We start from the raw sequence: 21329 nt of genomic DNA, 5'->3' as shown, positions 1-21329 counted from the left end.
CCGCGTCATGGCGGCGACGGCGACGCCGGACCAGCGGACTTCCCGCCCGGGCGCTCCGTCGGTCGAGGAGTCGACAGGTACCGGCGGACGGCGCCGACCCGCGCCTCCAGGCTCCCGGCCGCGATCAGCCCGCTCACCGGCTCCGCACCACCGCCGTCCGCCTCGAACGCGATCAGCACGCCGGCCTCCTCCCCGCCCTGCCGTTCCACCAGCCGCCGCTCCTCGGGCGTGGGCCGGCGGAACACCGGGTCCTGGAAGGACCCCGGTCACCGGCCCGACAGGCCAGTGTCGTTCGCCGCCGTCGCGGCGAAGCGGCGGTCCGTCCGGCCGGGACTCGTCCGGCGCCGTGCCATGTGCCCTCCCCCTCGGCAGCTCCGAAAACCGGTACTCCGCGCCGGTCCGCCCGGGCGAGGATAGTGCCATGGCGAGCGAACCGGTCCCCGCGTCCCGCTCGGTCACGGTGCCGTGACCAGGCCCGGGCGCCATGCCCACCGCCTTTCCTCGTCCGGGCCGTGACCGGGCCCGGGCGTTGTGCCCACGGCGCTTCCCCCGTCCGTTCCCCGCGCGCCCCGACGCTCCCGATTGCCGCTCACCTCGACGCCCCTGTGGAGACCCTGACACCATGACCCAGTCCGCCCTCGGCCGCTTCTACGACGATTTCGCCGGCGACTACCACCTCCTCTACGCCGACTGGAACGCCTCGCTCGCCCGCCAGGGCGCCGCGCTGGACTCCCTGATCCGTGCGGGCCTCGGCGACGGCCCCGCCGAGGTGCTGGACTGCGCCTGCGGCATCGGCACCCAGGCGATCGGCCTGGCCTCCCTCGGCCACCGCGTCACCGGCACCGACCTCAGCCCGGTCTCCGCCGCCCGCGCCACCGCCGAGGCCGCCGAGCGCGGCCTCCGGCTGCCCACCGCTGCCGCCGACATGCGGGAACTCCCCTTCCCGGACGGGCGGTTCGATGTCGTCGTCTGCGCCGACAACGCGCTGCCCCACCTGCTCACGGCCGCGGACGTGCGCGCCGCGCTCGGTGAGATGCGGCGGGTCCTTCGCCCGGGTGGACTGCTGCTGGTCACCACGCGCCCGTACGACGAGCTGCGCCGTGCCCGGCCCGGCTCCACTCCTCCGCAGACCGCCGAGCACAGCGGTCGACGGTCGGTCGTCTTCCAGCTCTGGCAGTGGCACGAGGACGGCGAGCGGTATGACCTGGAGCTGTTCCGGCTCCTGCCGGACGACTCCGGCCAGTGGCAGGTCGCCGTCCGCCGCTCCACCTACTGGGCACTCACCCAGGACCAGCTGAGCGCCTTCGCCACCGAGGCGAACCTGACCGGCATCCGCTGGGAGCAGCCCGTCGACACCGGATTCTTCCAGCCCGTCCTGATCGCCCGGGCACCCTGACCTGCGTCGGCGAGACGGTCTGCGATTGCCGGCCGCTGCCGGGAATCAGCCCCGCCGTATCCGGGCGCGGATGCGGCGGGGCTCTTTGCGGTCATGATTTTGCCGACCCGTGTTAATTTTTACTCATGCGAGTAAATCCTGACTCCGCCCCTGCCGGTCCCATGCCTGCCCACGGCTCCGGCCGGAGCCTCACCACCGACGCCCGGCGCACCCAGATCGTCGCCGCCGCGATCGAGACCGTCGCCGAACTCGGCTACGCCCGGGCCTCGTTCGCACAGATCGCCAAGCGGGCGAAGCTCTCCAGCGTGCGGCTGATCTCGTACCACTTCCAGGACAAGGAGGATCTCTTCCAAGCCCTCGTCGACACCGTCCAGGAGGGGGCGCGGGCCTTCATGCAGCCCCGCATCCATGCCCGTGCCGAGCCCGTCGCACAGCTGGCCGCTTACATCGAGGCGAACCTGGAGTTCCTGGCGGAGCGCCCGGTCGAGGTGCGGGCGCTGGTGGACGTCCTCGCCAACGCCCGTCGGGAGGACGGCAGCCCGCTGGTCAGCTCGGCCGGCTTCGACACCCCCATGGCGCTGCTGGTCCGGCACCTGCGCGACGGACAGCTCAGCGGTGACTTCCGGCCGTTCGACGCCGAGGCGATGGCCACCGCGATCCGCGCCTCGATCGACGCGGCCGCCAACCGGCTGTCCACCGGGGCCGACTTCGACGCCCGCGCCTACGGGCGCGAGCTGGTCGCCCTGTTCACCCTCGCCACCAGGAACGAGGAGACGAAGTGACCGTCCACGCCGCCCCGCGCCGAACCGCCGTCCTGTTACCCCTGCTGATCGACCTCGGCCTGCCGCTCGCCGTCTTCTACGGGCTGCGCACGGCGGGCGTGGACCAGTGGTGGTCCCTGCTCTGGTCAGCCGCCGTACCAGCCGTCACCGTGGTGGTACGGCTGGTCCGGACCCGCCGCGTCGACTTCCTGGCCCTGCTGATCCTCAGCATGATCACCCTCGGCCTGGTGCTCTCCGCGCTCACCGGCGACGCACGCACCCTGCTGATCCGCGAGGCCTGGACGGGCATGCTCGGCGGACTCCTCGGAATCTGGCTGCTGGCATCCGTCGGCTACGGCCGGCCGGCTCTGATGCTCGTCTTCCGTTCCTTCGTGCGGGCCAAGGCGGGCGAGGAGGGGCTGCGCGCCTGGGAGGAGCGCTGGGAGCAGGATCCGGCGTTCCGTCACGGTGCCCGGGTGCTCACCGCGGTCTGGGGCACGGCCAGCCTGCTCAACGCTCTCGCCCAACTGGCCTTCGCGTACCTCCTGCCCGTCGATGCCGCCCCGGCAGCCATGAACCTGAGCTGGCCGGTGATCGCCGCGCCGCTGTTCGTCTTCCACCTGGTGTACACCAAGCGCCACGGCCTGCGGGCCTGACCGGAACGGGCCGAGCCGTGACCGCCGTGACCATCAGAACCACCGCGACCACCGCGGCCACCGCAGCCACCGACCGACTGCTGGACATCGGACTGCCCGCCCGTCCGCTGACTCCGCCGGATCAGCCTGAGCGCCGTCCCACCCGCGCGCCGAGATCTTCGACACCCGCTTCCTCCACGACGCCCACACCGGACGCGCGCCCCAGGGCCTCCGGCAACTCGCCCGTGCCATCCGCCGCTTCCGCTGCGACGACGTGGCACACCTCGTCACCTGTCCGACCCTCCTCCTCGGCTGCGCGACCGATTCCCTCGTCCCGGGCCAGACACCCGCCCCATCACCTCCTCCGAGGTCCGGAACAACACACCGTCCTCACCGCCGCGCAGGGCGTCGGCGACCGCTGCGCCCCCATGGCACCGCAGTTGCGCAACACCGTGCTGCTCGACTGGCTGGAGCGGGCCCTGGCCTGAGGCCCCCGCAGTGGCCCGTTCCCCGCCTCCCCTACCGGCCCAATGCCGCCACCGCCTCCGCGACCCGGCCCGCACCGTCCTCCTTCGCCATCGCGCGGGCCACCTCCTGCGCCCGGTCCCGCAGCCGCCGCTGCTCGACGGCCTGACGGATGGCCTCCGCCAGCCGGCCAGCGGTGAGGTCGGCGAACCGGACGGGAGCGGTGGCGGCACCGAGCCGGGTGAGCCGACCGGCCCAGAACGGCTGGTCCGCCGTCACCGGGACCGGGACGCTCGGCACGCCCGCGCGCAGCGTCGCGGCCGCCGTGCCCGCACCCGCGTGGTGCACGACGGCCGCCATGCGGGGAAACAGCCGCGCGTGCGGCAGTTCGCCGACCGTCAGCACGTCGCCACCCTCGCCGGCGATCCCGGCCCAGCCGGCCTGCACCACGCCCCGGACGCCGGCCCGCCGCAGGGCCTCCGCCGCCAGGGCGCTCAGCCGCTCGCCCTGCCCCGCCGCCATGCTGCCGAAGCCGATGAACACCGGCGGCGGACCGGCCTGCAGGAAGTCCTCGACCTCGGCCGGGAGGCAGTAGTCCTCCGCCACGTGCGGCCACCAGTTGCCGACCACCCGCAGCTCCTCCCGCCAGTCGGCCGGGCGCGGTACGACGGTCGGGCTGAAACCGTGCAGCACCGGCCAGTGCGCCCGCTCCACAGCCTGCCGGCGCGCGGTCTGGGAGAGCGCCGGAAGGCCCAGCCGCGACCGCAGCCGGCGTGCGGTCTCGGCGTGCAGGCGGTCGACGACCCGCTGGCCGAGCGCCCCCGCCGCCCGGTTGCCCCAGCTCCCCAGCGAGCGCCCGCCTCCGACGACCGGCGGGAACTCTCTCGTCGGCAGCGTGGGTTGCAGGTAGACCCCCATGCTGGGGGCGTCCATCGCCTCCGCGAGGTGCCAGCCCAGCGGCGCGGTGGTGGTGCTCAGCAGGAGCAGATCGGCGCCGGGCGCCGCAGCGTCCGCGAGCCCGTCGCCCAGCTGCCCGATGAACGCCGCGGCCCGGGCGAGCAGTTCCGAGCGCCCGGTCGTCGACTCGGTGCCCGCCCCGCGCGGATCGACCGGGAGCGGGCGGAAGGCGAGGCCGCTGCCGACCACCAGCTCGCGGAAGGTCTCGGGCGCCGCTAGCACGACTTCGTGCCCCTCGCGGCGCAGGTGCCCCCCGAGACCGGTGTAGGGGGCGACGTCGCCGTGCGATCCGGCGGCCATGACGAGGATCCTCATCGGGCCACCTCGTCGAGATCGCTCTCGTTGCGGCGCTCGGCGTTGGCTCCGATGGCAGCACGGAGGTAGCCGGCCAGGCCCGGGCGCTGCTCGGCCGGCGGGACGACGAGGGCGAAGGCCCGGGCGTCCGCCTCGTAGTCGTCGGCGATCCGGCAGTGCATCTCCGGTGGGCAGGGCGTGAACCACCGGGTGATGTGCTGCCGGTGCTGCTCGGCGAGGTCGAGCACCGTCGGGTGGTCGACGGGCAGCCCCTCGTCGAAGGCCTCCAGCAAGCGGCCGCGCCACTCGGCGGCCTCCGCCATCAGCTGCTGCCAGTCCTCCTTGGAGTGGGTGGCGGCGCGGGCCAGGGCCTCCTGGTGGCTGTCCCGCTCGCCCCACTTGAGGTGGGCGTCGGCCGCGTAGCTGAGGTCGAAGACCACGTCCCCGAAGACCTCGAAGCGCTCGTCCGGCGTCAGCTCGACCCCGGTGCGCTGGACCTCGATGGCCCGTTCGGCGACATCGACCAGCTTCTGCAACCGTGCGATCTGCTCGCTGAGTGCCTGTCGTCTCGCCAGCAGGTGGTCGAGCGCGTTGGCCTGTGGATCCGCCAGGATGTCGGCGATCTCGTCGAGTGGGAATCCGAGCTCCCGGTAGAAGAGGATCTGCTGGAGCCTGGCGAGATCCGCACCGTTGTAGAGCCGGTACCCGGCCGGGCTGCGCTCACTGGGCGAGAGCAGCCCGGACCGGTCGTAGTAGTGCAGGGTCCGGATCGTGACCCCGGCGAAGCCGGAGACCTGGCCCACCGACCAGCTCATGCGTCCCTCCGATCGTCCGTGCGTTCGCTGCGCCCCCACCGTGCGGCCTGACGTGGGGTAAGGGTCAACACGCGCAGCTCAGGGGCCTGCTCCGGATGCCGGAGGGCGCCTGCGATCAGGTCTCGCGCTGCGGGTGGTAGGCGCTCTCGGGTATGCCGAAGGTCCAGGCGACCCCGGCGCGCGCGGTACGGGTGCTCGGGGGGACGCGCAGCCAGTAGGTGCGGTGGGTGCCGTCCGGCTCGGGGGTGGAGTTGACCACCTCGACCATCACCACCGGCTCGTCGTCGGGCAGGACGATCCGCCAGAGCACACCGGTCTCGTCCCGGTGGACGGGCTCGGCGCCGGAGTCGGCCAGGTAGCGCTCGTAGCCGTAGTGCTCCAGCAGGACGCGGCGCAGCTCGGCGTTCTCCTCGGTGCGGATCCGTTCGACGGTCACCTCGGCCAGACCGGCCAGGAACTCCGGCGGGACGGGCATACCGCGCCAGGCGTGCAGGGCGAAGCCGTCGGCGTACTCCAGGGCGGGCCCGTCCGCCCGGTCGAGCCGTCCGGCCTCGTCGCGGTGCAGGGTGGTCGGCCGCTCGCTGAGCAGGGCCACCTCGCGGTACGGCCACCACCAGCCGACCTCCCGGGCCAGCTCGGCGAGCGGTGCGACGGCGTCGGCGCTCGCCCCGGCGGCCTCGAAGGCGGCGAACCACGGCGCGTCGTGCTGGCCGCGCACGGCGTCCAGCAGAGCGAGCCGGACGGTGGTGCGACGGGCCCGGGCCTCCTCGGCCACGGCGACGTCGGCCTCCCGGTCGGCCTCGGGGGCGAGCCGGTCGAGCACGGCGTTGCGCAGCCGGTCGGCGAGCGGGGTGGTGACCGGGCCGAGCTCGCCGCCGGTGAGCGCCCAGTGGCCCGCCCACCCGGTGGTGCCGACCCGCTCGACGGCCCGTCGCCGGGCCTCCTCCCAGGGCCGGGTGCGCACGGCCTCGCGCACGCTCTGCGCGCCGGCGGCCCGCAGCTCCAGCGCCGCCTCGGTCGCGGCGAGCGGCGAGCCGAACCAGCGGATCGCCGCGGGCTCGGGCAGCCCGGCCGCTCGGTAGGCGGCCCTGACAGCGTGTTCGGCTGCCACCCGGTCGCCCGCCCCGGTGGCCGCCGCGGCCGCCCGCCAGCGGGCCGTCACCTCGGCCGGCCCGGGCAGCGCCCGCGCCTGCGTCCGGTCGCCGTGGACCCCGTCGTGGATCACCGTCTCCATCCCTGCTCCGTTCCCGGCCGGGCTCCCCACCCGGCCGTCCGTTCCCGTTCCCGTTCCGTGCCGCGGCCCCGGCCGCGCTCCGCCTTGCTGCCCCCACCGCCCGCCGACCCCGTCCGGCGGGCGGAGCGGTCGTCAGTCCGCGACCACGCGCACCGCGCCCGGCGCGTACTCGCGCTGGCGGATCACCCGGTACCAGCCCTTGGGCAGCGGTATCGCCGCGTGCTCCTCGTGCACCACCCGGCCGCCCTCGGGCAGGTGCAGCCAGCCCGCACCGAACGGTCCGGTCTCGCGGCGCAGCTCGCCGGGGCCGACCACGGCGTGCGCGTGCCCGGTGACCTCGCCGAGTGCCAGCACCATCCGGCCCCGTGCGTCCCGGGGCTGCACGGCCAGCTCGGCCACCCGCAGCGGCACCGTGCTCTCCTCGACCGGCACGATCAGCACATCGCCCTGGCGGTACATCAGTCCTCCCTCGCCGTACGGCCGGACTCCGGCGGACACCGGAACCCACGGCTCCGCCGCGCCTGCCGCGGTCACTCTCCGGAGCTAGGACCCGAACATAGAGCAAGGGTCTGACAACGCGCCCGGGCGGCGACCCGGCCACCGGATTGTCAGTCCCGGCTGGTAGACAGTTGTTCGGCCCAGACCCCCGAGGAGCAGCGCAATGACTGTCAACGAGCACATCGAGCGGTTCCACGGTCTCCCCGTCTTCGACTTCGTGGAGGCCTTGGAGGAGGCCGAGGAGAAGGGCGGATCCGGCGCCGTCCAGCTGCCGGACGCGGCCTCGGCCGCCTGGAGGATCAAGCTCGACTACGAGTCCGAGGCGACGTTCGTCGAGCGCTGGGAGCAGTTCCTCGGCGCCGTCGACACGGAGCGGGTCACCGCCCTGGTGATCGGGCAGTGGGCCCCGGAGGAGCCGGACAGCTTCCGGGAGCCGATGGAGGCGATCGCCGCCGCCGCCGGCCGGCTGCCCGCCCTGCGCGCGCTGTTCGTCGGCGACATCACCTTCGAGGAGTGCGAGATCTCCTGGATCCAGCAGTGCGACATCACGCCGCTGCTGACAGCCTTCCCGCGGCTGGCCGAGCTCGTGGTGCGCGGCGCCTCGGAGGACTGGGACGGCAAGGGCGGTCTGGCCCTGGAGCCGCTGCGGCACGAGGCGCTCAAGGCACTGCGCTTCGAGGCCGGCGGCCTGCCGGGATCGGTCGTGCGCTCGGTGGCCGCCTGCGACTTCCCGGCCCTGGAGCGGCTGGAGCTCTGGCTGGGGGTGGACAACTACGGCGGCGACGCGACGATGGCCGACGTCGCGCCGTTCCTGGACGGCACCCGCTTCCCCGCGCTGCGCCACCTCGGCCTCCAGAACAGCGAGTTCCAGGACGACATCGCGGCCGCCGTGGCGCACGCGCCCGTCGTCGCCCGGCTGGAATCGCTCAGCCTCTCCATGGGCGTGCTGACCGACCAGGGTGCCACCGCCCTGCTCGAGGGCCAGCCGCTCACCCACCTGCGCTCCCTCGACCTGCACCACCACTACCTCACCGAGGAAATGCAGCAGCGCCTGCACCAGGCCCTGACCGGGGTCGAGATCGACCTCTCCGAGCCCGGCAAGCCCGACGACCAGTGGCGCTACGTGGCCGTGGCCGAGTAGCCGTCACCTCCTGCGCACACCCACCCGACCACTCGACCCACCAGGATCCGCCATGGCCGTCTCCCGTCACATCGAACGCTTCCACGAGCTGCCGATCCATGAGTTCACGCCCGACGACGCCCGGCCGCGTCCCGCCACAGGCGCCGTCGCCTGGCGGCTGTCCCTGGAGTACGGCTCCAAGCAGGACTTCGTTCAGCTCTGGCAGTCCTTCCTGGAGAAGGTCGACCCGGCCGGCGTCCGCGCCGTGGTGATCGGCGCGTGGTGGCAGAACGACTACACGTCCGTGCGCACCGCGGTCGAGGCCATCACAGCCGAGGCACGGCGTCTGCCCGCCCTGGAGGCGCTGTTCCTCGGTGAGGTGACGTTCGACGAATGCGAGATCTCCTGGATGGAGATGGACGACGTCACCCCGCTGCTGAACGCCTTCCCCGAACTGCGGTCGCTGACCGTGCGCGGCGGCATGGACCTCGCCCTGGAGCCGGTGCGGCACAACCGGCTGACCAGCCTGCGCTTCGAGTCCGGCGGCCTGCCGGCCACCGTGGTGCGCGCGGTGGCCGGCTCCGAACTGCCCGCGCTGGAGCGCCTGGACCTCTGGCTCGGCGTGGACGAGTACGGCGGTGACGCGAACATCGACGACCTGGCGCCGTTCCTGGACGGCTCCCGGCTGCCGAAGTTGCGCCACCTCGGGCTGGCCAACAGCGAACTCCAGGACGAGATCGCCGCCGCCCTCGCCCATGCCCCGGTGGTCGCCCGGCTGGAGTCGCTCGACCTCTCCATGGGCGTGCTCTCCGACGAGGGCGCCGCCGCGCTGTTGGAGGGCCAGCCACTCACCCACCTGCGCGCCCTCGACCTGCACCACCACTACCTGAGCGACGCGATGCAGGAGCGTCTGTGCGAGTCCCTGCCCGGGGTCGAGATCGACCTCAGCGAAGCCGAGGGGGACGACATGGACGACGAGGACGACCGCTACGTCTCGGTCGCCGAGTAGCCGGGTGACGGAGACGATGACTGTGCAGCTGACTGTCCTCGGCAACCCGGGGCACCGACGGGTGACGCTCTTCGCGGCCGCGGCCCGGGCCGCCGGGCTGCCCGAGCCCGCCGTCCTGCCCTGGCTGGACGTGCTGCGCGGCCGGTTCCGGCTGCCCGAGGGCGGTCTGTTGCGCATCGAGTCGCCGGGCGAGGAGCCGGAGGTCGACCGGCTGCTGCGCGGCCCGGCGCTCGGTCCCGGCTACGCACCGACCAGGGTCGAGGGCACGGCCGTCTGGTACGCGGGGGTCATGGCCGCGCTGCGCGGGCTGGCCGCCCGGCCCGGCGTCCGGCTGCTCGGCGATCCGGAGGAGATCGCCGTGATGTTCGACAAGCGTCGGGCGCACGCGCTGCTGGCCAGGGCCGGGGTGCCGGTGCCCGGGGCGCTCGGCGGCGAGGTCACCGGCTGGGAGCACCTGCGCGAGCGCCTCGCCGAGGCCGGCCTGCGCCGGGTCTTCGTCAAGCCCGCGCACGGTTCCTCCGCCTCAGGGGTGATGGCCCTGGAGTTCGGGCCGCGTGGCCGGTTGCAGGCCACCACCTCGGTGGAGCTGGCCGACGGCCGGTTGCACAACTCGCTGCGGGTGCGCCGCTACCGCAGCGAGCAGGAGGTCGCCGCGATCGTCGACGGCCTGGCGCCGGACGGGCTGCACGTCGAGCAGTGGATCCCGAAGGCCTCGCAGTCCGGGCGCTCGGCGGACCTGCGGATCGTGGTGGTCGCCGGCCGGGCCACCCACGCCGTGGTGCGCACCAGCACCCAGCCGATGACCAACCTGCACCTCGGCGGCGCCCGGGGCAGCATCGAGCAGGCCCGGGAGGCCGCCGGTCCGGCCTGGTCGGCCCTGCTGGAGACGGCCGAGCGCGCGGCGGCCTGCTTCCCCGGATCGCCGATGGTCGGTGTCGACGTCCTGCCCACGGCCGGCTGGCGGCGCGCCCTGGTCGGCGAGGTGAACGCCTTCGGCGACCTGCTCCCCCACCTCACCGGCCTGCCCGGCGGCCCCGCCGAGGGCCTCGACACCTACGGCGCCCAGCTGGCCGCGCTCACCGCCCTCTTCCCGTCGTCGCCCGCGGCGACGGACCACCAGATCACGGAACCCGCTCGATGAACCACCGGACTGCAGTCCCCGCCCCCGACATGAACACCGTCGTGGGCACCCATGACCTCCTGCTCGTCACCCTCGACACGCTCCGCTTCGACGTCGCCGAGGAGTTGGCCGCCGCCGGCCGCATCCCGAATCTCGCCGCCGTCCTCCCCGACGGCCGATGGGAGCGCCGGCACGCACCCGGCAGCTTCACGTACGCCTCCCACCAGGCGATCCTGGCCGGTTTCCTGCCGACCCCGGCCTCCCCGGACGGCCCGCACCCGCGCCTGTTCGCGGCCCGCTTCGCCGGCTCCGAGAGCACCGCCCCGCGCACCTGGGTCTTCGACGCCACCGACCTGCCGACGGCCCTGGCCGCGGCCGGGTACCGCACGGTGTGCATCGGCGGCGTCGGATTCTTCAACAAGCAGGGCCCGCTGGGCTCCGTGCTGCCCGGCCTCTTCCAGGAGAGCCACTGGGCGCCCGGGCTGGGCGTGGCTTCGCCGACGTCCTTCGAGGAGCAGGTCGCACGGGCCGAGCGGGTCGCCGCCGAACAGCCCGCCGACCAGCCGCTGTTCCTGTTCCTGAACGTATCGGCACTGCACCAGCCGAACTGGTTCCACCTGCCCGGTGCCACCCGCGAGCACGGGGACTCGCGGGCCAGCCACGCAGCCGCCCTGGAGTACGTGGACGTGCACATCGGCCGGCTGTTCACGGCGATGAGCGCCCGCCGCCCCTGCTTCGCGATCGTCTGCTCCGACCACGGCACGGCCTACGGCGAGGACGGCTACACCGGGCACCGGATCGGCCACGAGGTGGTCTGGACCGTCCCGTACGCGCACTTCACGCTTCCCGTCCGATCAGCGGACGCCACCGCGACCTCCGAGGAGCGCGCGTGACCACCGCACCCCCGCAGCCGGACTCGCCGTACCAGTCGTACGTCTACGCGTACCCGCACAAGACGGCCTACCGTCCACTGCCCGAGCGCCCGCCGCTGCGCGAGCTGTGGGCCGGCGAGGCGCAGCACGCGCTCTCGCTCTACCTGCACATCCCGTTCTGCGAGGTCCGCTGCGGCTTCTGCAACCTGTTCACCCGGATCGGCAGCCCCGAGGGCCTGACCACGGCCTATCTGGACGCCCTGGAGCGCCAGGCCACGGCGGTGCGCGCGGCGCTGGCCGAGGGGGCGCGGTTCGCGCTGGCCGCGTTCGGCGGCGGCACCCCGACCTATCTGACGGCCGCTGAGCTGGAGCGGCTGTGCGACATCGCCGAGCGGCGGATGGGCGCCGACCTGCGGGCGATACCGCTCTCGGTGGAGGCCTCCCCCGCCACCGCGAGCGCCGACCGGCTGGAGGTGCTGGCCACCCGGGGCACCACCCGGCTGAGCCTGGGCGTGCAGTCCTTCGACGACGCCGAGGCGCGCTCCGCCGTCCGCCCGCAGAAGCGGGCCGAGGTGGAGGCGGCCCTCGGCCGGATCCGCGCGGCCGGGTTCCCGGTGCTCAACATCGACCTCATCTACGGCATCGACGGCCAGACCGAGGCGAGCTGGCTCCGCTCGTTGGACACCGCCCTCGCCTGGCAGCCCGAGGAGCTGTACCTCTACCCGTTGTACGTCCGCCCGCTGACCGGCCTGGCCCGGCGCGGCGAGCAGGAGAGCCGGTCCGCCTGGGACGCGCGCCGGCTCGCGCTCTACCGGGCCGGCCGCGACCACCTCCTCGCCCACGGCTACCGGCAGGTGTCGATGCGGATGTTCCGCCGCGCCGCGTCCCCGCAGGCCGGGGCGAGCGAGTACGCCTGCCAGACCGACGGCATGGTCGGCCTGGGCTGCGGCGCCCGCTCGTACACCTCACGGCTGCACTACTCCTTCGACTACGCGGTGAACGCCACCGAGGTGCGCGGCATCATCGACGACTACGTCGCCACGGAAGACTTCCACCGCGCCGAGGTGGGCCACTGGATGGGCGGCGCGGAGCCGCGCCGGCGCCACCTGGTGCAGTCGCTGCTCCAGGCCGAGGGCATGCCCCTGGCGGACTACCGTGCCCGGTTCTGCAGTTCACCGGCCGAGGACTTCCCGGTGGAGCTGGCCGAGTTCGCCGAGCGCGGCTGGCTCGCCGAGGGCGACGCGGAGTTCCTGCGGCTCAGCCCGGAGGGGCTGGCGCACTCGGACACCGTCGGGCCGATGCTGTTCTCTCCCGAGGTCCGGGCCCTGATGACGGCGTACGAGGCGAAATGACCTTCCTCGGCATGCCTTCCGCCTCACCACTTCCGGAGGACGGCGCGCGGGACCTCACCCTGCTCTACCGCGGTCCGCTCGCCTCCTGCGACTACGACTGCCCGTACTGCCCGTTCGCCAAGCGGCGTGACAGCATCGAACAACTAAGGACCGACCGGGCCGCGTTGGAGCGCTTCACCGGCTGGGCCGCCGGGCGCGCGGGCACCGGCGACACCCTGTCGCTGCTGTTCACCCCTTGGGGCGAGGGGCTGGTGCGGTCCTGGTACCGCCGCGCTCTGGTCGAGCTGAGCCGTCTGCCGCATGTCCGCCGCGTCGCGATCCAGACCAACCTCAGCTGCCGCACGGGCTGGCTCGCCGAGGCGGACCTCGACGCCCTCGCCCTCTGGGTCACCTTCCACCCCGGCCAGGTCACCCGCGACCGCTTCCTCGCCAAGTGCCGCGAGCTGGACGCACTCGGTGTGCGTTACAGCGTCGGCGTGGTCGGCCGGCCCGAGCACCTCGCCGAGGCCCGCCAGTTGCGCGCCGAACTCGTCGAGGACGTCTACCTGTGGGTCAACGCCGCCGAGGGCCTCGGCTACACCGACGCCGAGGCCGCGCAGTGGACCGCCCTCGACCCGTACTTCGACTACAGCCGGCACGCCCACCCCAGCGCCGGGCTCCCGTGCCGCACCGGGGAGTCCGTGCTGTCGGTGGACGGCGACGGCACCGTGCGCCGCTGTCACTTCGTGCGGGACGTCCTCGGGAACCTCTACGACGGCAGCTATCGCGCCCGACTGCGGCCGCGTGCCTGTCCGTTGCCGGTCTGCGACTGCCACATCGGTTACGTCCACCTGGAGACCCTGCCGCTGTACGAACTGTTCGGCGCGGGGGTACTGGAGCGCGTTCCGCACGGCTGGCCGGGGGGCCGGTGATAAATCGGTTGCCAGCCAGCCAATCTGTGTGAAAGCGTACGAACAACCATGCAGGACCAGCTGGTTCGGAAGGGAGGCCCGCAGATGATCAGTGGCATACGGCTCGCCGTCGTACCGGGCCTCGTACTCGGTGACACCCCGGCTCGCGCTTCGACGCGTGAGCCGCACCCGGTCTGACGCCCGCGCCCGCCGCACCGGCGGGCCACCGTCCGACGCGCCTGCTGCTCACCTCCTCGTCGAAGTGCTCTTCGTGCCCCCTTGCACGTTCGACCACGAGGAGGCCCGGTGTCCGACACCCACCGGCCCAGCATCGTCACCCTGCCCACCACCTCCGCCCTGCCCGCCCCCTGGCACAGCGAGAACGGCACACCCCCGCCATGCCGCCTGATCGCGGCCGACAACAGCTTGCGCGCCGAGGCCGCCTACCGGTTGGCCTGCGAGGGCACCGCCCTGCTCTGGCAGGGCGACTACCCCGGCGCACTCCGTCTCCTGCACGCCATGCGCCGCCGCGCCGAGCGGCGCCGGCCCCGATCCGCCCCCGGCTCCCCGGCCGAGGCCTTCCGGCAGCACCGACGGGAGCGCGCCCGCCTCGCGCGCGTCCTCGGCATGCTGCTGGTACCGCTCGGCGCGGATCATCGCGCCCGGCTCCACCGGGCGCCCGACGTCCGCGAGGCCTGCCTGGCGGCCTACGGACCGCCCCTTGACAACAGAATCGTGTCCCTTCGCGAGCTCCTCGGTGTGATCGGCGCCCACCAGTGGCGCACCAGGGGCGTCGAGGTTCCGGCCCTCGGCGCCCGCATCCACCCCCACTACGGGGTCTTCTCCCCCGTCCGCGGCGAGTACGTCGACCTCGTCGCCCGGGCGCCGCTGCCACCTGCCGCCCGAGCCCACTCCACTGCCTATGACCTCGGCACCGGCACAGGAGTGCTCGCCGCGCTCCTCGCCCGGCGCGGCCTGCGCAAGGTCCTGGTCACCGACACCAATCCGCGTGCCCTCGCCTGCGCCCGCGACAACGCCCACCGTCTCGGTCTCGCCGACCGCATCGAGACCGCCGGCGCAGGCCTCTACCCTCCCGGCCGCGGCCGAGCCGCCATGGTCGTGTGCAATCCCCCGTGGCTGCCAGGCCGGCCGAGCTCCGCCCTCGACGAGGGCGTCTACGACCGGGACAGCCACATGCTCCACGGCTTCCTCGACGGCCTGGCCGACCGCCTGCTGCCCAGCGGCGAGGGCTGGCTCGTCCTCTCCGACCTCGTCGAACACCTCGGCCTGCGGTCCCGCGCCGACCTGCTCGACGCCGTTTCCGGAGCCGGGCTGCGGGTCACCGGGCGCCTCGACACCGTCCCCCGTCACCCTCGGGCCACCGCCCCCGACCGGGCCGACCCCCTGCTCCGTGCCGCCCGCGCCGCCGAGGTCACCTCACTCTGGAGGCTGGCTCCCGCATGAACCCCGGCGACCTCTAGGAGTACGCCCGTCTCATAGGAGTACGCCCGTCTCACTCACTGCGTCACACCATTCGGACGCGACGCCGCTGCTCGGCCCGCTCGTACGGAGCGGACCGGGCAGCGGCGGCAGGTGCCAGGCGGCGAACCCGCAACAGGCGGACCGGTCGGTCAGCCGTCCGTCTCGTCGTAGCGGCCGCGGCCGAGGCGGCGCAGGTCGAAGGACCAGATGCCGCGCCCGAAGGTGGCGGCGTAGAGCTTGCCGTCCGGGCCGGTCTTCAGCTGCTGCACCGCGGTGGTGGGCAGGTTGCGGCCGAGGACCCGCCAGTCGGTGGTGCCCGGCGCACGGTAGAAGGCGGCGAGGTCGGTGCCGAGGGCCAGGCCGCCGTTCGGCAGGATCTTCACCGAGGTGGCGGGGACGTCCGGCAGATTGGCCGAGACGTCGCTCCAGGTGGCACCCCCGTCATGGGTCTCGAAGAGGTGGCCGACGCCCGCGCCCGGGCCCTCGGTCCAGGTCCGCGAGAAGCCGTTGAAGGCGACGAAGACGTGCTGGGCGTTGTTCTCGTCGACCGCGAAGGAGGAGATGTAGCGGTTCGGCAGGGTACCGTCGACCGGCAGGTTGAGCTGGTGCCAGCCGGTGCCGTCGGTCTTGCCGACCGCGATCCCGCGGCTGAAGCCGACGTTGTTGCACGGACCGCACCAGCCCGCGTACACCGTGCCGTCGACGGTCGCCACCGCCGTGGCGACGTGGCCGGCGCCCAGGTCGTAGGCGCTGGTCCACTCGCTGCCGCTGCGGATCGCGTAGCCCTTGTGCTGCACCCAGACGTGCTGGCCGCCGGCGATCCAGGTGTTGCCGTCCTTCGGGTCGGCGGTGATCGGCGCGATGAAGCGGGCGGCACTGGTGTCCTTGTCCGGCGGGGCGACCTCGAAGGAGGTTGCCTTGCTCGGGTCCTTCGTCCAACTTCCGTCGTTGGTCGCACAGTTCTGGGTGACCCAGATGTCGAGGTAGACGTATTCCTCGGCGATGTTGCAACCGTTGGCCGGGTCCACGATCGTGTCGGCGCCGTCTCCGCCGAAGTTGGAGCCCATCACCTTGTCGTGGGCCCGCAGGATCGACTCGCCGTTGTCCTGGAGACCGCCGCTGACGATCACGCCCCGCCCGGAGCGGTCCGCCGGGTCCTTGCCGACGCCGACCGAGTAGTACTGGAGGGTGTCGATGGTGCCGTCGTTGAGCGGCGTCCAGTCCTTGGCGTGCCCGTACGCGTCCAGCTGGCCGTTGCCGGGACGACGGTAGATGCCGCCGTCGTTGCCGACGTAGACGTTGACCTTGCCCTGGTAGCTGCCGAAGGCGACGGCATGCTGGTCGGAGTGGGTGGTGGGCGAGCAGTCTCCGGTCTGCTTGGCCGGGTCGATGCTCCAGCACGGGAAGCCGTTGTTCCAGTACGGCCCGACGGTGGCCCACTTGGAGCCGCCGTCGGTGGTCTCGAAGACCTCTTCGAGACCCGCGTAGACGTGGTCCGGGTTGGCCGGGTCGACCTGGAGGAACTGGTTGTACCAGGCCTGGATGCCGGGCTGGTATCCCTCGTCCTGGAGGGCGGAGCCGGAGTTCTTCAGCTTGTCCTTGTCCGCGATCTGGGTCCACGGGCCGAACGGGGAGCCGGACTTGGAGACGTAGATGCCCTTGAGGCCGGTGTCCGGGTCGTTGGCCATGACCTCCGGGGACTGGTCGATCGCGTAGTAGCGCGAGCCGTCCGCCGAGCGTGCGAAGGTCACGTTGCCGACGTTCGCCGCGTCCGTCGGCAGGTCGCCGAGTGCGCCGACGCGCTGCCAGGTGCCGTCCGCCGCCTTGCTGTAGAAGCCGTTGTAGCTGTCGCCACTGCGCCAGCCGACCGCCAGGACGACCTTGCCCGGGTCCTTGGGGTCGATCGCTATGTCGTTGGCGATGTTCTTGTACGGCGCGGCCGGGTCACCGGCCTTCGCACCGCCTGGCAGGTACTCCGGGTTGGGCGCGAACTCCAGTGTCCACGGGCCGGACAGGTCCGTCGTGGAGTGGCTCCACACGCCGCGGCTGGTGGCCGCCCACACCTTGCCGCCGCCGAAGCGCAGCGAGTGGATGATGGTCGACTCCAGCTCGGCCCCGCCGACCCGGTTGCCGGGCTGGAACTCGCCGCGCTTCGGGTCCGCGAGCACGTACACGCCGGTGCCGACGTACGAGGTCGCGCCGGTGTTGGACTCACCGGTGGCGTACCAGAGCCGGCCGCCCTCGTCGAGGTTCAGGGTCCCGGTGGACAGCGTGGGCAGTTTGTCGGCGATCGGCTCCCAGTGCCCACCGCCGGTGCGGGAGCGGAACACCCCGCCGTTGGCACCGCCCGCGTACACGTAGCCGTCGGCGTCGGCCGCCAGGCCGGTGATCCGGCCCGTCACCAGGCCGGATCCGCCGCTGGAGTTGGAGTTGACGTCCCGGTAGCGCGGGTCGTCCGAGTTGTAGGGCTTGTCGGTGACGTGGTCCCAGGTGCCGCCGGTGCGCGGCATGGACTGCAACTGCGCCCAGGCCGCGCTGTAGGCGCCCGGCGCGACCACGCCGGGGGCGGTACGGGCCTCGGTGTACTGCGCAGTGCCCTCGGCGGAGTTCTCCGCCTCGTCCCCGCCCTCCCCGGCCTCCGTCTCGACCTTCGGGCTGAGGCTCGGGGCTGCGATCGCGCCGGCGGCGCTGCGGACCTTCTTGGCGTGCCCCTTCCCGATGTCCGCCTGATGCCGGACCTGCCATGGCTGCGGTTGCGGCGGCACCGACGGCGCGGCAAGCGCCTGAGTGCTGGTCAGTCCGATCACGGTGAGCGTGACGGCGCTCATGAGCAGCCGTCGTCGTTGCCTGGTGGGCACGGTGGCGATCCTCCCCTGGAGCCGGTCGCGCGGTCGCGCGCACTCGGCGGAAACAGGGGGTCAGCCTGCTGGGCCCGCCCGGGCAGGGGGAAGGGCCCTACGGTAAAAAAACGGTAATAGTCCTACGGTTTCGAACAGTTGGCATTCACCGAATGCCGGATCACCACCACGTGGACGACCGACTCCGGCCGCTCGGGAGTTCGGCGCCGCACACCGCCACGCGCCGCCAGTCACCGTCACGATTCGCCGGTCACCGCCCACGCACCCTGCGCCAGAGCATGCGCGCCGAGGCGACCGGGTCGAAGGATCCCGGGCGGTCCCGGGTCAGCGGATAGCAGGCGAACCCGATCAGTGCCGCTGTGAAGTGGCCGATGCTGGTGTAGTCCCGGCTCTGCTGCACGCCCAGCCCGTAGACCACCAGCACTCCTGCCGCGTACAGGTACCGCCAGGGCCGCACGATCAGGTAGGTGAGCACCGCGACCACTCCGGCCAGCGCGTAGCTGACGCCGTAGTCCAGGGTGTAGACGGCCCTCGGCGGGGCCAGCCCGTGGTGGATCGCCCAGCCGAGCACGCCCTCGCTGAGGTAGGTGGCGCCGACGTGCGCGAGCGCCGCCACCGAGATCCAGCGCAGCGTGCCGAGCCATCGTTCGGCGGGCACGTGGAAGAGGTTGTACAGCAGGAAGTAGGACAGCCAGCCGCCGCCCGAGATCCACAGGGCGCTGGTCACCAGGACGCTGACCGGCGAGACCTGGAGGTGGTGGAGGTTGGTCGAACGCCGTTGCAGGATGTGATCGGCGGTCGCCGGATCGACGTGCCGGATCACCTGTGTGGTGACGAGCAGGATCGCCAGCCAGATGTAGGTGCCCGGCGCGCGCCGGACGTAGGCCCACACCGCGTGGGCGGCACGCGCCCACCAGGGCGGCCGGTGCGCCTCGGGCCGCCGGTTCGCCTCGGGCCCCCGGGCGGTGCTGCCGGCCATCGACGCCTCCTCGACATTCCTCCCCCCCTCACCCTCACCCTCGCCCGGCCCCGCCGCCACCCGCCACCCGCCACCCGCCACCCGCCACCCGCCACCCGCCACGGCGGAGCCCCACGAGAGATCGTCTCCTTCCCACACACCCAGCTCCGGACCCAACGGCTTTCCGGCCGTTCGCGTACGCTGGCGCTCTGACCGTCCGGCCGCAGCCTCCCGGCCACGTACCGGGCGAGCCGGTCCCGGGAACCGCCGAGCAAGGGCACCAGGCACGATGAGCGATCGCCTCGCAACGAGGACACCGACCGACCCCGCTGCTTCCCGGCACCCTGTGTTGAGAGCCGCCGCCCGACTGCGGCTCACCACGGCGTACGTCCTGCTGCTGACCGTGACGGCCTCCTGGCTGGCGAGCCAGGGCCATGCCGAGCGAGCCCGGTTCGTCCGGCACAACAGCAGCAACGTCCACCACATGGAGGTGGGCAAGTGGTGGACGATGTTCACCAGCGGCCTGGTGGTCGACGGGGTTCCGGCTTGGGCGGGCATCGCGGCGGTCGCCGTCGTCCTGGGCCTGGCCGAGTGGCGCTGGGGTCCGGCCCGGGCCGGCGCGGTCTTCGTCTTCGGGCACCTGGGCGCCACACTGCTCACCGAGGGTGCCATGTGGGTGATGGTGACCGCCCGCATCCCGGGCGCGCTCTCCCACGCCCGGGACGTGGGCATCAGCTACGGCCTGGTCGCCACCGGCGCCTGCCTCCTCGCCCTCGGCCCGCACCCGCTACGCCGCTACGGCCTGTCGGCGCTCGCCCTGGCCCTGGCCACCGCTTGGGCGCTGGACCAGCAGCTGGCCGACGCCGGCCATCTGGCCGCCCTCGGGCTGGGCGCCCTCGCCTCCCGTACCGCCTGGCTGCGCACCCGGGCACCCGCCCGGGCCTCCTGACCTACCCCAACCATCCGACCGCACAAGCTAGTTGGCCGAATCGCCGAAGGCCCGCGACGCCCCGGCAGGCCCCCGTCACCACCCAGACTTTCGTATGCTCTTGCATTACTCTGCAAATCTATGCCAGAGTTCGGGCATCGGATCGATTACGCCGAATCCCGTTACACATCGCTAGATCAGGGGCCCGCTCCGCGCGGGTCAAGGGTGCATCCATGTCGAAGGTCTTGAGCAAGCTGCCGGTCGGTGAACGGATCGGCATCGCATTCTCCGGTGGGTTGGACACCTCCGTCGCCGTCGCGTGGATGCGCGAGCACGGTGCCCTCCCCTACGCCTACACGGCCGACATCGGCCAGTACGACGAGCCGAACCTCGCCGACGTGCCGGCCCGGGGCCGCGCGTACGGCGCCGAGCAGGCCCGGCTGGTCGACTGCCGGGCCGCGCTGGTCGAGGAGGGCCTGGCCGCCCTCGCCTGCGGCGCCTTCCACATCCGCTCCGCCGGGCAGACGTACTTCAACACCACCCCGCTCGGCCGCGCCGTGACCGGCACTCTGCTGGTGCGCGCCATGCAGGAGGACGGCGTTTCCATCTGGGGCGACGGCTCCACCTACAAGGGCAACGACATCGAGCGGTTCTACCGCTACGGTCTGCTCGCCAACCCCAACCTGCGGATCTACAAGCCATGGCTGGACCAGGCGTTCGTCGACCAGCTCGGCGGCCGCAAGGAGATGTCCGAGTGGCTCGCCGAGCGCGACCTGCCCTACCGGGACTCCGCCGAGAAGGCCTACTCCACCGACGCCAACATCTGGGGCGCCACCCACGAGGCCAAGCGGCTGGAGTACCTGGACGCCTCCCTGGAGATCGTCAGCCCGATCATGGGCGTGGCCTTCTGGGACCCGGCGGTCGAGATCCAGACCGAGGACGTCACCGTCGAGTTCGAGTTCGGCCGCCCGGTCCGGATCAACGGCCAGGAGTTCGCCAGTGCCGTCGACCTCGTCCACGAGGCCAACACCATCGGTGGCCGTCACGGTCTGGGCATGTCGGACCAGATCGAGAACCGCATCATCGAGGCCAAGAGCCGCGGCATCTACGAGGCCCCCGGCATGGCGCTGCTGCACATCGCCTACGAGCGGCTGCTCAACGCCATCCACAACGAGGACACCCTCGCCACGTACCACACCCAGGGCCGGCGGCTCGGCCGGCTGCTCTACGAGGGCCGCTGGTTCGACCCGCAGTCGCTGATGCTCCGGGACAGCATTCAGCGCTGGATCGGCCACCCCGTCACCGGCAGCGTCACCCTGCGGCTGCGGCGGGGCCAGGACTACTCGGTCATCGACACCCAGGGCCCCAACTTCAGCTACCACCCCGAGAAGCTGTCGATGGAGCGCAGCGTCGACGCCGCGTTCGTCCCGGACGACCGCATCGGCCAGCTGACCATGCGCAACCTCGACATCGCCGACTCGCGCAGCAAGCTGGAGCAGTACGCCGTGCACGGCCAGCTGGCGCCGTGGAGCGGCCTGATCGGCGAGCTCGCCCCCGGCGGCGCGGCTCCCATCGCCGCCGGCACCGGTGCCGAGGGCGCCTCCACCGCGCTCGACCACGCGGCGATCGAGTCCGGCACCGACTGACGCGCCTCGCGCCCGCGCAGGGCCGTCGCACCCCAGCGG

At 72.9% G+C, this 21329-nt stretch carries 19 protein-coding genes; 12 read left to right on the top strand and 7 right to left on the bottom strand.

Annotated features, from left to right (window positions below; all coding sequences use genetic code 11):
• Window positions 1–5: 5 nt before the first annotated feature.
• Complete coding sequence (locus tag ACFU7Y_RS11395) at window positions 6–245, bottom strand: hypothetical protein (protein ID WP_380767552.1); 240 nt, start codon at window positions 243–245, stop codon at window positions 6–8.
• Window positions 246–622: 377 nt separating this feature from the next.
• On the opposite strand from ACFU7Y_RS11395, the gene ACFU7Y_RS11390 reads away from it, so the two are divergent.
• From ACFU7Y_RS11390 to ACFU7Y_RS11380, 3 genes are all read left to right on the top strand, one after another.
• Window positions 623–1396, top strand: a complete 774-nt coding sequence (locus ACFU7Y_RS11390) for a class I SAM-dependent methyltransferase (protein ID WP_380767550.1) — start codon at window positions 623–625, stop codon at window positions 1394–1396.
• A 161-nt stretch (window positions 1397–1557) separates the two neighbouring features.
• Window positions 1558–2178, top strand: a complete 621-nt coding sequence (locus ACFU7Y_RS11385; protein ID WP_224282178.1) for a TetR/AcrR family transcriptional regulator — start codon at window positions 1558–1560, stop codon at window positions 2176–2178.
• Window positions 2175–2813 carry a VC0807 family protein gene (locus ACFU7Y_RS11380; RefSeq protein ID WP_380767548.1) on the top strand — a complete coding sequence of 213 codons (639 nt, stop codon included), beginning with the start codon at window positions 2175–2177 and terminating at the stop codon, window positions 2811–2813. Before ACFU7Y_RS11385 ends, ACFU7Y_RS11380 begins: the two co-directional genes overlap by 4 nt.
• Window positions 2814–3311: 498 nt before the next feature.
• Here the strand turns inward: ACFU7Y_RS11380 and ACFU7Y_RS11375 are convergent, their stop codons facing one another.
• The 4 genes from ACFU7Y_RS11375 to ACFU7Y_RS11360 all read right to left on the bottom strand — a co-directional run bounded on the left by ACFU7Y_RS11375 (window position 3312) and on the right by ACFU7Y_RS11360 (window position 7016).
• Window positions 3312–4529, bottom strand: a complete 1218-nt coding sequence (locus ACFU7Y_RS11375; RefSeq protein WP_380767547.1) for a glycosyltransferase — start codon at window positions 4527–4529, stop codon at window positions 3312–3314.
• A complete protein-coding gene (locus ACFU7Y_RS11370) occupies window positions 4526–5323 on the bottom strand; it encodes a MerR family transcriptional regulator (RefSeq protein WP_380767545.1) in 798 nt (265 codons plus the stop codon). Before ACFU7Y_RS11370 ends, ACFU7Y_RS11375 begins: the two co-directional genes overlap by 4 nt.
• 115 nt (window positions 5324–5438) lie before the next feature.
• Entirely contained in the window at window positions 5439–6557 is a 1119-nt protein-coding gene (locus tag ACFU7Y_RS11365; protein ID WP_380767543.1) for a DUF6745 domain-containing protein, read from the bottom strand.
• Between the two features lie 132 nt (window positions 6558–6689).
• Window positions 6690–7016: a hypothetical protein gene (locus tag ACFU7Y_RS11360; protein ID WP_224275710.1), complete on the bottom strand. Its 327-nt coding sequence runs from the start codon at window positions 7014–7016 to the stop codon at window positions 6690–6692.
• Window positions 7017–7218: 202 nt separating this feature from the next.
• Here ACFU7Y_RS11360 and ACFU7Y_RS11355 point away from each other — a divergent pair, with 202 nt between their 5' ends.
• The 7 genes from ACFU7Y_RS11355 to ACFU7Y_RS11325 all read left to right on the top strand — a co-directional run bounded on the left by ACFU7Y_RS11355 (window position 7219) and on the right by ACFU7Y_RS11325 (window position 14882).
• The gene (locus tag ACFU7Y_RS11355; RefSeq protein ID WP_380767541.1) at window positions 7219–8196 is read left to right on the top strand and encodes an STM4015 family protein; all 978 of its coding nucleotides are present in this window, start codon (window positions 7219–7221) and stop codon (window positions 8194–8196) included.
• 52 nt (window positions 8197–8248) lie between these two features.
• Window positions 8249–9184: an STM4015 family protein gene (locus tag ACFU7Y_RS11350; RefSeq protein ID WP_380767540.1), complete on the top strand. Its 936-nt coding sequence runs from the start codon at window positions 8249–8251 to the stop codon at window positions 9182–9184.
• Window positions 9185–9200: 16 nt separating this feature from the next.
• A complete protein-coding gene (locus ACFU7Y_RS11345; protein ID WP_380767538.1) occupies window positions 9201–10325 on the top strand; it encodes an STM4014 family protein in 1125 nt (374 codons plus the stop codon).
• Window positions 10326–10354: 29 nt separating this feature from the next.
• Window positions 10355–11197, top strand: a complete 843-nt coding sequence (locus ACFU7Y_RS11340) for an STM4013/SEN3800 family hydrolase (RefSeq protein WP_380767562.1) — start codon at window positions 10355–10357, stop codon at window positions 11195–11197.
• Window positions 11194–12528, top strand: coding sequence for an STM4012 family radical SAM protein (locus ACFU7Y_RS11335; RefSeq protein ID WP_380767536.1), 1335 nt, complete (start codon window positions 11194–11196; stop codon window positions 12526–12528). Before ACFU7Y_RS11340 ends, ACFU7Y_RS11335 begins: the two co-directional genes overlap by 4 nt.
• Before the next feature lie 11 nt (window positions 12529–12539).
• Window positions 12540–13439, top strand: a complete 900-nt coding sequence (locus ACFU7Y_RS11330; RefSeq protein WP_380767534.1) for an STM4011 family radical SAM protein — start codon at window positions 12540–12542, stop codon at window positions 13437–13439.
• Window positions 13440–13724: 285 nt separating this feature from the next.
• Window positions 13725–14882 carry a methyltransferase gene (locus ACFU7Y_RS11325; protein WP_380767533.1) on the top strand — a complete coding sequence of 386 codons (1158 nt, stop codon included), beginning with the start codon at window positions 13725–13727 and terminating at the stop codon, window positions 14880–14882.
• A 167-nt stretch (window positions 14883–15049) separates the two neighbouring features.
• On the opposite strand, the gene ACFU7Y_RS11320 is transcribed toward ACFU7Y_RS11325, so the two are convergent.
• Both ACFU7Y_RS11320 and ACFU7Y_RS11315 read right to left on the bottom strand, forming a co-directional pair.
• Window positions 15050–17728: a glycosyl hydrolase gene (locus ACFU7Y_RS11320; protein ID WP_224275819.1), complete on the bottom strand. Its 2679-nt coding sequence runs from the start codon at window positions 17726–17728 to the stop codon at window positions 15050–15052.
• A 280-nt stretch (window positions 17729–18008) separates the two neighbouring features.
• Window positions 18009–18737 carry a rhomboid-like protein gene (locus tag ACFU7Y_RS11315; RefSeq protein WP_224275733.1) on the bottom strand — a complete coding sequence of 243 codons (729 nt, stop codon included), beginning with the start codon at window positions 18735–18737 and terminating at the stop codon, window positions 18009–18011.
• 268 nt (window positions 18738–19005) lie between these two features.
• Here ACFU7Y_RS11315 and ACFU7Y_RS11310 point away from each other — a divergent pair, with 268 nt between their 5' ends.
• Window positions 19006–19665: a rhomboid-like protein gene (locus ACFU7Y_RS11310; protein ID WP_380767531.1), complete on the top strand. Its 660-nt coding sequence runs from the start codon at window positions 19006–19008 to the stop codon at window positions 19663–19665.
• A 212-nt stretch (window positions 19666–19877) separates the two neighbouring features.
• Entirely contained in the window at window positions 19878–21290 is a 1413-nt protein-coding gene (gene argG / locus ACFU7Y_RS11305; RefSeq protein ID WP_380767529.1) for an argininosuccinate synthase, read from the top strand.
• Window positions 21291–21329: the final 39 nt, after the last annotated feature.

It is taken from the genome of Kitasatospora sp. NPDC057542, assembly GCF_042801945.1.
Classification (GTDB): Bacteria; Actinomycetota; Actinomycetes; order Streptomycetales; family Streptomycetaceae; genus Kitasatospora.
This window is presented reverse-complemented; position numbering and strand designations above follow the sequence as displayed.

What these genes read in the sequence shown, in the direction of transcription:
- ACFU7Y_RS11390 (WP_380767550.1), top strand. Translation starts at nt 623, where the DNA reads ATGACCCAGTCCGCCCTCGGCCGCTTCTACGACGATTTCGCCGGCGAC.
- ACFU7Y_RS11385 (WP_224282178.1), top strand. Translation starts at nt 1,558, where the DNA reads ATGCCTGCCCACGGCTCCGGCCGGAGCCTCACCACCGACGCCCGGCGC.
- ACFU7Y_RS11375 (WP_380767547.1), bottom strand. Translation starts at nt 4,529, where the DNA reads ATGAGGATCCTCGTCATGGCCGCCGGATCGCACGGCGACGTCGCCCCC.
- ACFU7Y_RS11370 (WP_380767545.1), bottom strand. Translation starts at nt 5,323, where the DNA reads ATGAGCTGGTCGGTGGGCCAGGTCTCCGGCTTCGCCGGGGTCACGATC.
- ACFU7Y_RS11365 (WP_380767543.1), bottom strand. Translation starts at nt 6,557, where the DNA reads ATGGAGACGGTGATCCACGACGGGGTCCACGGCGACCGGACGCAGGCG.
- ACFU7Y_RS11360 (WP_224275710.1), bottom strand. Translation starts at nt 7,016, where the DNA reads ATGTACCGCCAGGGCGATGTGCTGATCGTGCCGGTCGAGGAGAGCACG.
- ACFU7Y_RS11355 (WP_380767541.1), top strand. Translation starts at nt 7,219, where the DNA reads ATGACTGTCAACGAGCACATCGAGCGGTTCCACGGTCTCCCCGTCTTC.
- ACFU7Y_RS11350 (WP_380767540.1), top strand. Translation starts at nt 8,249, where the DNA reads ATGGCCGTCTCCCGTCACATCGAACGCTTCCACGAGCTGCCGATCCAT.
- ACFU7Y_RS11345 (WP_380767538.1), top strand. Translation starts at nt 9,201, where the DNA reads ATGACTGTGCAGCTGACTGTCCTCGGCAACCCGGGGCACCGACGGGTG.
- ACFU7Y_RS11340 (WP_380767562.1), top strand. Translation starts at nt 10,355, where the DNA reads ATGAACACCGTCGTGGGCACCCATGACCTCCTGCTCGTCACCCTCGAC.
- ACFU7Y_RS11330 (WP_380767534.1), top strand. Translation starts at nt 12,540, where the DNA reads ATGCCTTCCGCCTCACCACTTCCGGAGGACGGCGCGCGGGACCTCACC.
- ACFU7Y_RS11320 (WP_224275819.1), bottom strand. Translation starts at nt 17,728, where the DNA reads ATGAGCGCCGTCACGCTCACCGTGATCGGACTGACCAGCACTCAGGCG.
- ACFU7Y_RS11315 (WP_224275733.1), bottom strand. Translation starts at nt 18,737, where the DNA reads ATGGCCGGCAGCACCGCCCGGGGGCCCGAGGCGAACCGGCGGCCCGAG.
- ACFU7Y_RS11310 (WP_380767531.1), top strand. Translation starts at nt 19,006, where the DNA reads ATGAGCGATCGCCTCGCAACGAGGACACCGACCGACCCCGCTGCTTCC.
- argG (WP_380767529.1), top strand. Translation starts at nt 19,878, where the DNA reads ATGTCGAAGGTCTTGAGCAAGCTGCCGGTCGGTGAACGGATCGGCATC.